A 15060-nucleotide genomic window follows, 5' to 3' on the forward strand; every position below is an offset into this window, starting at 1 on the left:
GTCCCGGGAGGGCTTTTTTTGATATGTAAACAGTGAACCGATATTATTCACCCCTGCATCCGTGGATCGTCACCTTACGTTATGGTAGCGTTACCATTTACAATACAGATATTAAGTGCTCAAGGGGGAGTATAACGATGTGGAAAAAATGGTTTTCAGGCATAGCGGCACTAACCTTATTCGCCGTCATTTTGGCAGGGTGCTCAAGCGGTGATTCTTCCGAAGGTGGTAGCGGCAGTGACAAAGTCACCGTGAGCATCTGGCATAACTGGACAGGGCAAGACGCTAAAGCGGTAGCGATGCGTAAAATTATTGAAGATTTCCGTACCGCGCATCCAGATATCGAAGTGGTGGATGAAGGCTTGCCTACGGACGGTCTCAAAACAAGGTTACGTACGGTTGCAGCAGCCAATGAGATGCCGGATCTCTTCGTGATGTGGCCGGATGCAATGACCAAGGAGTTTGTTAAAGGAGATCTGTTGCAGCCGATCAACGCAGATCTGGATGCGAAGCCGGAATGGAAAGAGAATTTTATTCCGAATGCACTGGATGGATACACAGTAGATGGAAATATTTATTCCGTTCCCATGAATCTAGCGCCCAGCTCTTTTATTTATTACAATGAGGCACTCTTCAAAGAGAATAACGTAAAGGTTCCTGAAACGTGGGCTGAATTGGAACAGGCGGTTGCTTCGTTTAACGAAAAAGGAATCATTCCGATGGCTCTCGGTAACAAAACGAACTGGGTTGCCCAGTCTACCATTTTCAGTACGCTGGCTGATCGGGTGACGGGTACAGACTGGTTTTTGAAAGCCGTAGCTCAGGATGGTGCAAGTTTCACTGATCCGCAATTTGTTGAAGCGCTGAAGAAAATGCAGGAGCTTGGAAACATGAAGGCTTTTCAGGACGGATTCAACAGTATTGATGAAACCCAGATGATGCAACTATATTTTCAAGGGAAAACGGCGATGGTCATGAACGGTGGGTGGGCGCTCGCCAACCTCGTTAACAATGCACCGGAAGAGGTGCTGAAAAATACACATATTACGATTTTGCCTCCAGTTGAAGGTGGCAAAGGTGAACCAAGAACAACATCAGGCGTTGTAGGAACGGGTCTTGGTGTTAGCAAAAAGTTGAGTGGTGCTCAAAAAGACGCCGCGATGGAGCTATTCTACGCCCTGGCTGGTCCGGAAGGTCAAAAAGCTACGCTAGACAGCAGTACATTGGTCAGCTATAAGATTGATCTGGATAAGTCCAAAGCTCATCCGTTGTTTGTAGAATTGTACGATCTAATGCAGGAAGTGAAGATTACGCCGGTATACGATTCCAAACTGGGATCGGCTACGGTTGAAGTGATTAATAACGGGTTACAGGAGCTGCTGATGGGCGGCAAAGCGGAAGATATTGCAGGCCGAATTCAGGCAGCTCAAGCGAATGCGATGAAACAATAGATTGTTTCCTGCTTATAGAGGCTGATTAACCTAACCTAAATAAAGTAAAGTACAGTTCATTCCCCTTCCCGGCAGGGGAGGGGTTTTTAGATAAGAGATTAACGTCCGTTACCGGACAGATTAGAAAGGCAATACGAGGGGAAGTGAAGCCATTGAACGCATTGCAAAGTCGGCGTTTTATTATGCTGGGGCTTGCTCCGGCAGTTATTATCTATGCATTGTTTGTGTTTGTGCCTGTTGTGTGGTCTGCATATTACGGCTTTTTTAACTGGTCTGGCATTGGTGCATCGACATATATTGGCCTCAGCAACTATGTGGAGATCTGGAATGACGCGATCTTTTGGAGGGCTTTGAAAAATAATGTCATTTTTGTGCTGGCTTCGGTGTTTGGCCAGATTCCATTAGCACTCATGTTGGCAGTTATGTTACACAAAAGCAACCCGCTCCAGCGCTTTCTGCGCTCGGCCGTATTTCTGCCGATGGTATTGTCCACCGTGGTCATCGGAATGATCTGGCAGTATATCTATCATCCACAGATCGGTATCTTGAATTTCCTGCTGGATGCACTAGGGCTGGAGAGCTGGAAGCTGCAATGGCTGTCCGATGCAAAGATCGCGATATTTTCTCTTGTGCCACCCTTGCTCTGGAGTTTTGTTGGACTGTATTTGATTATTTTCATCTCCGCTTTGCAGAACATCCCGGGTGAAATCCATGACGCAGCCAAAATAGATGGCGCATCTGGAATCCGCAAACTGGTTTCTATTTCTCTGCCGATGATTTGGGGCACGGTACAAGTTGCCATTATCTTATGTATTTCAGGCAGTCTGAAGTCCTTTGATCTGGTCTATATCATGACAAAAGGTGGGCCAGCTCACGCAACGGAGTTGCTCGCTACGTATATGTATAACTCTACGTTTACAACGTACCGATATGGTTTTGGTAGTGCGATCTCTACAACGATTGTTCTAATTTCCTTGTTACTCATCGGAACAAGCCAGTGGGTGACCAGTCGGAAGCGTAAAGAAAACGGATAGAAAGGAGGCACGCTTATGCGAACAACACCTGTGACTATATCAACACCACGAGGCCATGCAGGGCATTCCATTCGGCAGATTCGTAAAGGAATCTTTTGGACGCTGCTGACGGTCTATGGTATTTTAACATTGTATCCGTTTTATTGGCTTGTGATTAGTGCGTTCAAAACAAATGAGGATTTCTACAGCAGACCTTTTGGTCTACCGGCACACTGGAATGTGGTCAATTTTACAAATGCCTGGGAAAGCTCGAAGCTCGGAACGGCCTTTGGCAATTCACTAACCGTATCGATCGGCTCGCTGATCCTGACGCTGTTTATCGCGGCGCTGGCTTCATTCATTCTGGCGCGGTTCCAGTTTCGCTGGAAAGGGCTGATTATGACGTTTTTCGTTGTAGGCATGCTCATCCCGATCCATAGTACACTCGTTCCGTTGTTTATTTTGATGAAACAGATGTCCTTGCTCAATACGTATTGGGCTTTGATCCTGCCGTATACTGCGTTTGCTTTGCCAACGGCAATCTTTGTGTTGACAGCTTATCTAGTCAGCATTCCGCGCGATATTGAAGAGGCAGCTTTTATGGATGGAACCGGACTTTGGGGACTTTTTACCCGGATCATGCTTCCCATGTCGCTTCCTGCACTGTCTACGGTGACCATTTTGAGTTTTTTACATGCGTGGAACGACTTTTCCTTTGCCCTTGTATTTATTAATAAAACAGGATTGAAAACGTTACCGCTTGCCATTGCAAACTTCGCAGATGGATATCAGACCGATTATGGTCTAACGCTTGCTGCCATGACCCTATCGGTTATTCCTACGATCATTGTCTATTTAATCTTTCAGGAACAGGTGATGAAGGGCATGACAGCAGGCGCAGTCAAAGGGTAAGCGAGGAGCGTATCCAAAGGAGGAACAGAGTTGGTTCGCTGGCTTACATCATCACTGCAACGAAAATTGTCCGTGGTGGTCACAGCTTCGATGATTGTGCCACTTGTAGCGCTTGGACTATTTGCTTTCCTATTCTCTTCACGGATCACGGAGGAAAAAACGAAGCTATCGGGGATGGATACACTCAAGCAAGTGGAAGCGAATCTTCGTTATATGCTTCAGGATGCAGAGAATTTATCGATTTTCCTCATTGGAGAACGGGATATTCAGCAGTATCTAAGCCGGGACGAGGATCATGAGACGGATCGTCTGGACATTGTGGGACGAATGACCAATCTGGCTGCATCCAAAAAGTACATTGCGAACATTGCCATTTACCCCGGACGCTTTGATGCTGCGTTGTCCACGGCCACTTGGTATGAACCGGACGGAGGTAGTCTGTTTTCCCCATCTCTCCCTAGTGGAAACGCGGATAAAAGGTGGACGGGTGTATATCCCGTTCGCAATTATGCTGGAATTCAAAACGTTATTACGTTGATCAGGCCAATTCGCAGCATCCACAATTATCGTCCCATCGGCTGGCTTAGCATCAGTTTAAATGAAAATGCGATCTCTAAAGGATGGCCAGCATTTGGACTGGGTAGAGGGGAAGGTAGCCTTGAACTGATTGGCAACACAGGAGAGGTTCTGTCCTCCATGGATAAATCCCGGCTTGGGCTACATGTATCTGATCTCGAACCGGGACTGATTACGCGCATTCAGAAGGGGCATAGTGGGACGACTACGTATGGTGAGGAAGAAAGAAAACGTACGGTCCTTTATTACCCTGAGGAACTGACGGGGTGGACGCTGGTTGGTATGGTTCCTTACGAGCAATACCGTTCAGAGAATAGTTACATTATCATTTTGACAGCAATTGCGGTTGCCTTGTCAGCGTTAATCAGCGGTGGCTTGGTCTGGTTCACGGTTCGCAGGATTACGAGGCCGCTGATTGTATTAACCAGACATTTGTCTCGAGTTGACCCGAAGCGCCCTCTGCCGTTATTTCAAGCAGAAAGTGATGACGAGATTGGCAAGCTTGGGGAAAGTTATAATCTGCTTGGTGCACATATTGAATCGCTTAAGGAAGAGATCATTCGTGGGGAAGCTCGCAAAAAAGAAGCAGATCTGCGTGTACTCCAGGCTCAGATTAATCCTCATTTTCTGTATAACACGCTCTCCTCCATTCATTGGATCGCGCTGATGTCCAAAGAAAACCGGATCGCGGATATGGTAGAGGGACTAAGTGATTTTCTACGAATCAGTTTGAATAAGGGACAGGATTACTGCCCGGTTGCCCAGGAGATTGCGCATATCCGTCATTATGTACGGGTACAGTCGATTCGTTTTCCGGATCAATTCGTGCTGCATTATATTGTTGATCCTGCATTGGAGCAACGAATGATGTTAAAGCTTCTGCTACAGCCACTGGTGGAGAATGCGATGATTCACGGGATTCAACAGGCAGGAAACCAAGGCACGATAACGATTATGATTCAGAAGGATTCCGCGGTTGAGCGCATGAACATTTTGGTACTGGACGACGGTGCGGGCATGGGACTGGAACAATTGGAGCAATTGCGGGCCAGTATTATCCCCGCGGATGAGAGTAACATGTTGCCGCAGGGCAGTCATTCCCAAGGGAAGCAACTGGGGCAGTCGTTGTCCGATGGAGGGTATGGTCTCCGTAATGTAAACGAAAGACTGTTTCTTCACTATGGGACGGATGCGTTACTTGAAATACACAGCAAAAAGGGTGGGGGCACCCGAATTTCGTTCTCCATTCCAATTCTGGAGGAATCGCCATGAGATTATTGATTGTGGACGACGAAGTCATCATTCGCACAGGGCTCGCGAGTGTGATCGCCTGGCATGAACTTGGCATTGAGATTCTTCCGCCAGCTGCTTCTGCCGAGGAGGCTTTAACTCGACTAGCGGAGGAACACCCGCATATTTTGATGACCGATATTCGAATGAACGGCAAGTCGGGGCTGGAGCTAGCGGAAGAAGCACAGCATCTGCTTCCGGAGCTGGAGGTCATTATTTTATCGGGTTACGATGATTTCTCTTACGCCCAGCAAGCGATCCGTAATGGAGTCACAGACTATCTCTTGAAAACGAGCAAACCGGAAGAGATCATCAAAACGGTGTTGCAGGCCAAAGGAAGAATTACAGAACGATGGGCAGAGAAGTCCCGTGAGGGACAATTGTTACGTGAGAACCGGGAGAGGAAGTTTGCCAGATGGGTGATCGAAGGTCATACGAATTCGGGGAGTTGCCCATCCTTTCTCGCATTTGATGTGGAACATGCGCTCCCCGTTCAATCCATAGAGCAAGTTAGTGGGGACAAACGGCCTGTGAGCAGGCAAGTTGTTGTGATTGAGGCAGAGGGTTGGGGCCGCTCTTCCGATGCGCTGCTCCGGTTTGCAGTGCAGAATATGATTGAAGAAGTGCTCCCAGGAACGATTGCTCAGGTTGACAAACAATATATTGTCTGTGTTCTACCTGTGGCTTCCGAAAATGAAGTAAGCGTATACAGGATCAAGGAAGGCATAGATCGTATGGAGGCATGGTTGAAATGTTCACTTCGCGCTGTGCTTGGTGAACCTGTTAACCACTCTTCTGAATTGCACCGTAGTTATCAAACGGCGTTGTTAGCTTTACAGTACCGTGGACTGCTGGATTCAAAAGTGTGGCGATATCAAGAGGTTAACGGCAGGCGAGGTGGCAAAACGGTGTTGACACATGAGGAGGAGACCACCCTCGGTACGTTGCTCATGGACAATGATCCAGTCACACTTACAACATGGATACGTGAACTGATTACGAGGTTGATTGCAGAACCTGATGTCACACCAGGATCATATGTAGCTTGTCTACATTCGGTGATCATTGCAGGACACCGCTGGCTAGCGCGAACACTTCAAGCGATTGGAAGGGAACAACCCTCCAGGCTTGAGCCTTGGACTCCTGAAACCGACAAGAAACCGGCAGAGATCGGGGATGAATTGTTCCACCATTTATATGATGTGATGCAGGCATATCACAGTCGTATGGGACAAGGGCAGGCCGCACATGTGCAAAAAGCGATAGGTTATATTGAAAATGCACTGGCACAGGATATTAGCTTGCAGCAGGTGGCCGGACAGGTTCATTTGCATCCAGGACATCTTAGTGAATTGTTTAAAAAAGAAATGGGTGTAACCTTTGGTGACTTTGTTACAGATATGAGGATCAGGCGGGCAATGGATATGCTCGTTGTGTCTCCGGCAAAGGTCAGTGAAATCGCAGCAATTAGCGGTTATGAGGATGTGAAGTATTTCAGCAGACTGTTCAAAAAGCATACAGGCAAAACACCGAGTGAATACCGGGAGCAGGCACTTGCATTTAAATCTTCAGGCAGCTAGACGGGAGGAGCAGGAGTACAATGGTCAACGTTTGTCGTACAAGTCAGGATTTATCAGGACAGTGGAAGATACAACATTACGAGGTTGAAGAAAAGCGAGCAATGGATGTTGCCGCTGCAGCGCTGGATGACCGATTCTGGATCGGGGCAACCGTGCCTGGTGATGTTCATGGGGCACTTGCAGAGCGCGGCATTATAGATCCGATTTATTTTGGACATAACGATGTCAAGAGTCGCTGGATCGAGCAGAAGGAGTGGTGGTATCGCACCACCTTTAATTTGGACGCGGGTGCATCTTCCGAGGAACGTATTGAACTTGTGTTTGAAGGCTTGGACACGTTTGCAACGGTATATGTCAATGGACATGAGGTTGGAAAAACCGCTAATATGCTGATGTCTCATACATTGGATGTGACCCGTCTGGTGCGAAGCGGTTGGAATGCGATTGCGGTACGCTTTGACCCGCTTCATCTTCATCATCGTGAGAAGGAGACGTTTGACTGGTCTTCGTATACGAAAGAACGCCCGTGGCTGCGTAAAGCGGCTATGAATTTTGGCTGGGACTGGGGGCCGCGCATCGTTACGGTAGGGATCTGGGGAGCGGTCCGTCTGGAGCGAAGCACGATTGCCAAACTGCAACATGTGTATGCCCGAACCAACGCCGTAAGCAAGGAACAGGCTCAAGTACAAGTCACTGCAGAGGTACAATCTGTTTTATCTTTGCGTAGCAAGCAAGAACGGACACAACCAGTTGTGACTACTTGTGATATCCGGCTTCTGGATAAGCATGGAGAGGTTGTAGCCAGTGCTATTTCTTTGCCTGTAAAACAGGGGGAGGCAGAGGTAACGTTAGATGTGGCTCATCCCTGCCTATGGTGGACTCATGATCTGGGGGAACCCTATCTGTACACACTTGAAGTTACGCTGTATGCAGATGATATAGCAGTGGATCGGTACTGTCAGTCATATGGCATACGGACGATTGAGCTAGCTTTGCATAATGAGCAGGGAGAGAGCCGGTTTGCTTTTATCCTGAACGGGGTCAAAATCTACGCCAAGGGAGCAAACTGGATACCTGCCGATCAGCTGATTGGAACGATTCCGAATTCGCGGTACCGCGAGCTTGTGGAACTGTCCGTTGAAGCACATATGAACATGCTGCGTGTGTGGGCAGGCGGCATCTATGAGAAAGAAGTCTTTTACGACGAATGTGATCGGCAAGGGGTACTTGTCTGGCAGGATTTTGCCTTTGCCAACGCTTTATTTCCGGATTTCAATCGTGACTTCATGCAAAATGTACAGCAAGAGGTCGAGAATAACGTACTTCGTTTACGTAACCGGGCTTCGCTAGCGATCTGGTGTGGCAACAATGAAATCGACTGGCTGTATGACATGAAAACAGCTAGCGGTGATATCACAAGTCCGTTCTACGGCGAACAGATTTACCACGAACTGATTCCTGAGGCATTGGAGCGGCTTGATCCGTCCAGGCCGTACTGGCCTTCTTCACCTTATGGCGCAGATCATGGACAGGATGCGAATGACCCGGATACCGGAGATCGGCACAACTGGCAAGTGTGGCACGGTTCTGTATACCCGAGGAAACAGGGAGAAGTACCTGTGCTGGACTATAGCATTGAAGGGGTCACGTTCAAAAATTATAAAAAGGATCAAGCACTCTTCAGCAGTGAATTTGGCATGCATGCTTCAGCTAATCGGTATACGCTGGAGAAAAATATACCTGCCGGCCAGTTTTACTGGGGGAGTCCCGAAATGGCCTATCGTAATAAGGATACGAATCATCAGAAAGGTATTTTGCTAATGGAAGGGTACACGGGCATTCCACAAAATGTAGAGGATTACATGAACTTCTCCATGTTGACCCAGGCAGAGGGGCTACGCTATGGGATAGAACATTTCAGGCGAATCAATGACCGTAACAGCGGTGCGCTGGTATGGCAGCTGAATGATAGCTGGCCGGGAACAAGCTGGTCGATGATCGATTATGAACTGCTGCCGAAGGCTTCCTTTTATTATGCCAAAACGTTCTTTCATCCTGTACTATTGTCGCTCGAGCATGAGCCAGGACATTCGCTTAACGTATGGGTAGTTAATGATACACAGGATGAAGTGGGAGGACAACTTCGACTGAATGTTTATGGTCTGACTGGAGAGCGACTGTACACTTCAGCATATGGAGTGAAGGTGCCCGCTCAGTCATCTATGCAGATCACAGCTTTAGAGGAAGCCGAAGTGCTTGGAACCAAACGGGCGGAAGAAGTGATGGTGGAATTGCAAGCCGAAGGGTTTGTTGCACCCATGAATCGTTACTTTTTGCGTGATCCCAAAGATGTGATGTTACCGCACTCACGGCTCAGCGTTCATGTAAACGAGGAAGAACAATCCGTAACCGTTAATGCGAGTGTCGCCATTGCACGTATGGTGAAGCTGGAGTTGCCGGTTGGCCGGGTTCGATTCAGTGATAACTATTTTGATCTATTGCCAGGAGAGAGCCGCACAGTAACGCTACAGCATCCAGAGATGCAAGCTTTACCACTTAAAGAGCTGCGAGTAAGTGCGATGAATGCAAGCGAGGCTTGATTTAACCCAGAAAAACCTCCATTGGCGTGGAGGTTTTTTAGATTGAACGGAAAAATATATCACGAAAAAAGAAATACGCTGATGTTGTGTATTCATGGATTCGCAATCAGCGAAAGGATTCATACCGTTGCTGAAAAGAGGACTCCATGTGCACTTGGCGTGCCAGTTGTTGCTGTACTTTGGAGCCACGAATGACCTGCAGTTGCTGTAGCACATCGGAAGATGTGAATTTATTTTGTGCCATCTGCATAAGCAGTTCGGCAAGAACATCGGCATCCTCAAGCGCAGCATTCAAGCCAAATGCTCCTGTAGGTGTCATCGTATGAGCAGCATCGCCAATGAGTACGACATTATCCTCCGCCCACTTGGAGCTATAACTGCTCTCTACAGACAGTAGCACAAAGTCACTCCAGTCCTTAATATGCGCAGCGACAGAATCCGCAAGACAGGGGAAAGCTGCTACCAGCTTGCCTACAAAAGGAGCAAAGGGTTGTTCACGCAACTTAGCATATCCTCCTTCGGGAATGTTCCATCCAATCTGTACATAACCGCCGTATTGTGAAAATAACGCGAGTTGTTGCCCATCCATACTTGCCATACGAACAGCAGGTTCCCATCCTGGTGGGGCAGGAATACGAGCCCATAACAGATCGTAGCCGTGTTTGCGAATCTCGGGTGCAAGGCCGGCATGTTTGCGCACCGCCGAATATCTACCGTCCGCTCCAATAACGACAGATGCTCTAATGGAGGCAGGAACACCGTTTTGACGCACGTTAATGCCAACAACATGACCATCTTTGTCCCGAAGCAACCCGGTCATGACTGTATTGAAGCGAACCTGATATAACGGGCTTAGCGCTTCAGTCTGGGCCGTAATCGCTTCGAGGAGATGATCTTGTGGTACGTGAACGCCAACATGATGCTCCCCTTTGCTTGGATCGGGGTTAATGGTATGGATGATGTTTCCTTCTTCCCAATATTGAATCTGCTCTAGATGCAACAAGCCCTGCTCTTGAATATGGGAATATAATCCGTGTTTGTTCAAAATAGCTTCGCCATCTGCATTCAGCAGTTCTCCACGGAATGATTTATGCAGATGAGGCTGTCGCTCAATGAGTAATGTAGAGATACCTTTCTGGTTAAGCAAATATGAAAGCAAGGCGCCTCCGGGCCCTGCCCCGACAATGCAGACATCCGTGTAGAGTGTATCGTTTGTCTGAGATTTCATCAATTTCATGTACATTATTCCCTTGCTATATAGTAGTGAAAATCTAGTAGTGGACGGAAGTTTACTTTATGATAACAAATTTATTTAAATAATTAAGTAACTAAAAGTAACCTAGTAGATATACGTTATTATAAACAAAGTGTTCTTTATATACAATAGGCCAAATTCAATTTTTTTATCAACATAAAGGGACGCAACCATTTTGCTCACCAGGCAATCTTTTTTTTCACAACCAAATGTGTGTAAATATGTTACAATATAAGGCAGGTTACAATGAAAGGCAGGAGGAACGGATATGAGCCCGAATACGGAGCGAAACTCGCAATTGGCAAACGTTGATCAATTGTTGGAGGCCTTCTTCAGATATAAAAACAAAGTATTGGATCAACAGCAAAAGTCAGAAACGAACTGCAAGCTGAATCCAACAAAAAGCCATATATTGGGCATGATTTTACGTGAAAAACGCTGCATGGCAGTTGATGTTGCGCGTCAGCTTAGTCTGTCCTCTGGAGCTACGACGATTGTACTTAATCAACTTGAAAGCGAAAATTTGATTCAACGTGAACGCAGCGAGGAAGATCGCAGAATCGTCTGGCTATCCTTAACGGATGAGGGAGAGCAATTAGCCAGAACGTTGAATGCTAATCGTGGCCGCATGACATGGGAACTGTTACAAGCGCTTACGGAGGAAGAACAGCAGTTAATGCTGGGCATGCTCAAAAAAATAGAAATGAAGCTGCTGGAAAATATGAAATCTTTCGAGCAGACCTATCGTTAATGCATATGACACCTGAAGACGTCAGTCCTCATGCATTTGTACCCGGTACCGGGTATGAATATGTGAAGACTGGCGTTTTGCGTGTTATAACAGAGCTATAGATGAAAGCGAGATACATGATCGCTGAAGCCTTCCTGTATAAGAATATCTTTCTGCCGGCTGCCCATTAAGTCAAAATGAGGGAAGGGCTGTCTTCGGTGAATATAACGCGGGTCTAACCCGTGTTCACGACACCATTGTTCCAGGCGGTCAAGGTCTGCACAGCCTACTTTGGTGACACTGGTTATGCCGGGAAATCTGGAATCGATCCAGAAATGAGTGAGATAGGCGATTTCACCGCGAGCGACTCGTTCTTTCCAAGCTGTAAGTTCTTGCCGTTTAATCCCAAAAGCCATAGTTGAACGTTCCTTTCCGACTGAGTATGTCCTTAACATATTGTACATCTTATATATGAACTCAATCAAAATGTTTCGGTACGATGTGTATCAGCATGATTGAAGTGGGTAAATGAATATGAAAACTTTGTTATAAACATCAATGCTTTTGTTAAAATAAAGGCATCACGAACGATTCATGACTTATATAGCGGAAAGGGTTGTCATCATGGAACTATTCATTGCGGTACTTGCACTACTCGGACTGATCGGTCTATCTAACGTGTTGAACCGGTTTGTCCCTTTTATTCCCGTTCCGCTTATTCAGATTGCACTGGGAGTAGCTGTAGCTCTGCTACCAGCAGGTGTACATCTACCATTGAATCCGGAATTGTTTTTTGTGCTATTTATTGCGCCCTTATTGTATAACGATGGAAAAAGAACGCCAAGGAACGAACTATGGAATCTGCGAGCGCCGATTCTTTTGCTTGCACTGGGACTGGTATTTGTTACGGTTGCTGTTGCCGGATATGCCATACACTGGCTGATTCCGACCATTCCACTTCCTGCCGCATTTGCGCTTGCGGCCATTCTTTCTCCGACAGATGCAGTTGCTGTAGGTGCCATGGCCGGACGTGTACATCTGCCCAAAAGTATACATAGACTTCTTGAAGGAGAAGCATTAATGAATGATGCTTCGGGCCTGGTTGCATTTAAATTTGCTATCGCAGCTACGGTTACGGGTGTTTTCTCACTCACTCAAGCCACATTCAGTTTCATTATCATTGCCGTAGGAGGTCTGCTTGCTGGTGCGCTCATGTCTTTTTTGTTTATTCGGCTCGGGGTATGGATTCGCAGACTGGGCATGGAAGATGTAACGATTCATATGTTGCTTCAGATTCTGACTCCATTCGTCATCTACCTCTTGAGTGAAGAAATCGGGGTCTCCGGCATTCTGGCCGTGGTTGCAGGCGGGATCATTCATGCGATTGAGCGTGACCGGGCAGAATCGGTTCAGATTAAGATGCAAGTGGTGTCTGCGAGCACTTGGTCTGTTATTTTATTTATATTGAATGGTCTGGTGTTTGTCATTCTCGGCGTGCAGGTTCCCGATGTGCTTAGTAAGATCTTTGTTAACGTATCATTCAATAACTTCGAGGTGCTGGGTTATGTACTGATCATCTCCGTTCTACTTGTGTTGTTACGTTTCTTGTGGATTTATCTGTTCTGGCAAGTCAATGAATGGCTACGTGCGAAGTCCGCTATTGGCAAACCACGCTTCAAGGAGATTACTATTCTCTCTCTATCGGGAGTAAGAGGTGCAGTGACACTGGCTGGAGCATTTTCGATTCCATTTGTGCTTCAGGACGGGTCGCCTTTTCCCGAACGTGATTTAATTATTTTTCTGGCGGCTGGTGTTATTTTGTTCTCTCTGATTGCGGCGAGCGCGTTGTTACCTGTGTTAGCCAAGGAAGAGGGGAAATCCTCCGATGAAAATACACCTCAGAAATCTGAACGCAGAGCACAGGACATTATGCTGAATGCCGCTATTCGAGCAGTCAAGTCTGAAATGAACGATGAAAATAAAGCTGCCGCACTGGCCGTTGTGTCTGACCTGTCCAAATATATTAAACAGGCGACAGGGCAGTTTACAGCAGATAATCGTAAAGCAATGCAGAAGCAGGAAACAGCGATCAATCTAATTGCTACCCGGGCTGAGCGCAAAGAGATTGAAGTGATGATGGATGAAAATGCCCTTGGGCCTGAAGCGGCTTTCAAATGTGATAACTGGCTGGATCGTAAGGAGATGATGCTCTCCAACCGGACGAACACTCAACTGCTGGCGTCGCTCAATGAGATTGGACGAATGCTGGGTCAACTGTTCACCAACCGTTCCAGCAAACCAGATCAGCCCTTTATGCTTGAAAATGCCGAACTGTTCCGCAAGGTGAAGCTACGCACCTCTCAGGCAGCAATCAAAGCCATCCGGGCACATATGAATGACTCCAATCGTGTGGCGGCTCTCGCGGTTATTTCCAAATATGAACGGGTGATCGCAAAGTTACGTGCGTGGAATCAGGATAAGACGACGGAAGATCCGTTCAATCAGGATAAACTGGAACTTCAGATGGTAGCTATTCAGGAGCAACGCAATACAATACAACAGCTGTATGAGAACGGAGAGATTACACGCGATGTTGCAGCCAGATTACGTCGTTATATCAATGATGTAGAGGCAACAGCTCTTAAAAACGATTAATGGATTATTCATGAGTTCGCATGAATCGGGCAATGCTAACGTAGAGTTTGACGTATGAAATTCAAAGTGAGGATATTACATGAACCTGAAAGCTACCCGATTCATCGCATTGTTCGTACTGACTGGAACAATCCTTGGCAGTTCGACAAGTTGGGCGTATGCCAAGCCAGTGCAGAAGAACCGTCAGTATTATGAAGAACGGGGAGAGATCGTATGGGAAGTCCCCACGCAGGACAAACTGATCGCTCTGACTTTTGATGATGGACCAGACCCTGTTCAGACACCGCAGATTTTAGCTTTGCTCAAACAGTATCATGCGAAGGGAACTTTTTTTGTACTCGGCAAATGGGCAGAGAAATTTCCTGACATCGTCATGCAGGAGCAACGTGAAGGACATGAGATCGCAAATCATACATTTGCACACACGTATGCGGTTCGTTCAACAACAGCGGACAAGTACTTGAAAGACATGCAAGAGGCAGAAGCTTCGATTGTAAATGCTGGTGCGGAGCGCCCACTGTTGTTCAGACCTCCTGGGGGGTATTATAACGATATGGTGATTCAGGCGGCGAAGCAGAAGGGCTATACGATCGTATTATGGTCTTGGCATCAGGATACTCGAGACTGGGCTCTACCTGGTGTATCAGCGATTACAAACAAAGTATTAAATAATGCTCGTAATGGAGACATCGTTTTGTTTCATGACAAAGTGGAAAGTAAATCCCATACGATTGATGCTCTTCGAATGATTTTGCCCAAACTGCAGGAACAGGGTTATCAATTTGTTACCGTATCTGAACTTCTGGCTGTGAAAGCTCGTGAAGCTGCCAAGGGCGGGGTGTCGTCCTCATTACCACGAAAGCATCCGTAGTGCAGGCGATTGAGAGCGATTGAAAGATTCATCTGTAAAATCAGCTGCACCTAGAATGTGTTGGAAAGTAAGATTTTTTTAGTAAGTCTAAGCTAATCACAGCCGCAATCAAGCTGAACCAATGATG

Annotated in this window: 11 protein-coding genes; 9 read left to right on the forward strand and 2 right to left on the reverse strand. The window is 46.8% G+C overall.

The window, feature by feature from the left end:
- Positions 1–137 precede the first annotated feature (137 nt).
- The 6 genes from ACT89M_RS10550 to ACT89M_RS10575 all read left to right on the forward strand — a co-directional run bounded on the left by ACT89M_RS10550 (position 138) and on the right by ACT89M_RS10575 (position 9422).
- Entirely contained in the window at positions 138–1451 is a 1314-nt protein-coding gene (locus ACT89M_RS10550; protein WP_154886506.1) for an extracellular solute-binding protein, read from the forward strand.
- A gap of 152 nt (positions 1452–1603) precedes the next feature.
- Positions 1604–2485: a carbohydrate ABC transporter permease gene (locus ACT89M_RS10555; protein WP_154886504.1), complete on the forward strand. Its 882-nt coding sequence runs from the start codon at positions 1604–1606 to the stop codon at positions 2483–2485.
- Positions 2486–2500: 15 nt separating this feature from the next.
- Positions 2501–3376, forward strand: a complete 876-nt coding sequence (locus ACT89M_RS10560; RefSeq protein ID WP_154886502.1) for a carbohydrate ABC transporter permease — start codon at positions 2501–2503, stop codon at positions 3374–3376.
- A gap of 30 nt (positions 3377–3406) precedes the next feature.
- The gene (locus ACT89M_RS10565) at positions 3407–5224 is read left to right on the forward strand and encodes a sensor histidine kinase (protein WP_308722061.1); all 1818 of its coding nucleotides are present in this window, start codon (positions 3407–3409) and stop codon (positions 5222–5224) included.
- Entirely contained in the window at positions 5221–6822 is a 1602-nt protein-coding gene (locus ACT89M_RS10570) for a helix-turn-helix domain-containing protein (RefSeq protein ID WP_308722060.1), read from the forward strand. The genes ACT89M_RS10565 and ACT89M_RS10570 overlap by 4 nt, the downstream gene beginning before the upstream one ends.
- A 20-nt stretch (positions 6823–6842) precedes the next feature.
- Positions 6843–9422: a beta-mannosidase gene (locus tag ACT89M_RS10575; protein ID WP_308722059.1), complete on the forward strand. Its 2580-nt coding sequence runs from the start codon at positions 6843–6845 to the stop codon at positions 9420–9422.
- Between the two features lie 106 nt (positions 9423–9528).
- On the opposite strand, the gene ACT89M_RS10580 is transcribed toward ACT89M_RS10575, so the two are convergent.
- Complete coding sequence (locus ACT89M_RS10580; protein ID WP_308722058.1) at positions 9529–10659, reverse strand: FAD-dependent monooxygenase; 1131 nt, start codon at positions 10657–10659, stop codon at positions 9529–9531.
- Between the two features lie 286 nt (positions 10660–10945).
- Between ACT89M_RS10580 and ACT89M_RS10585 the strand changes: the two genes are divergently transcribed.
- Positions 10946–11428: a MarR family winged helix-turn-helix transcriptional regulator gene (locus ACT89M_RS10585; RefSeq protein ID WP_090924395.1), complete on the forward strand. Its 483-nt coding sequence runs from the start codon at positions 10946–10948 to the stop codon at positions 11426–11428.
- A gap of 95 nt (positions 11429–11523) precedes the next feature.
- Here ACT89M_RS10585 and ACT89M_RS10590 read toward each other — a convergent pair whose 3' ends face one another.
- Positions 11524–11823 (reverse strand): hypothetical protein, encoded by a 300-nt coding sequence (locus tag ACT89M_RS10590; RefSeq protein WP_154886493.1) that lies wholly within the window; start codon positions 11821–11823, stop codon positions 11524–11526.
- A gap of 208 nt (positions 11824–12031) precedes the next feature.
- Between ACT89M_RS10590 and ACT89M_RS10595 the strand changes: the two genes are divergently transcribed.
- Positions 12032–14062, forward strand: a complete 2031-nt coding sequence (locus tag ACT89M_RS10595) for a Na+/H+ antiporter (RefSeq protein ID WP_154886491.1) — start codon at positions 12032–12034, stop codon at positions 14060–14062.
- Between the two features lie 79 nt (positions 14063–14141).
- The gene (locus ACT89M_RS10600) at positions 14142–14933 is read left to right on the forward strand and encodes a polysaccharide deacetylase family protein (protein ID WP_154886488.1); all 792 of its coding nucleotides are present in this window, start codon (positions 14142–14144) and stop codon (positions 14931–14933) included.
- Positions 14934–15060: the final 127 nt, after the last annotated feature.

This window comes from Paenibacillus sp. NN59 (assembly GCF_057597225.1).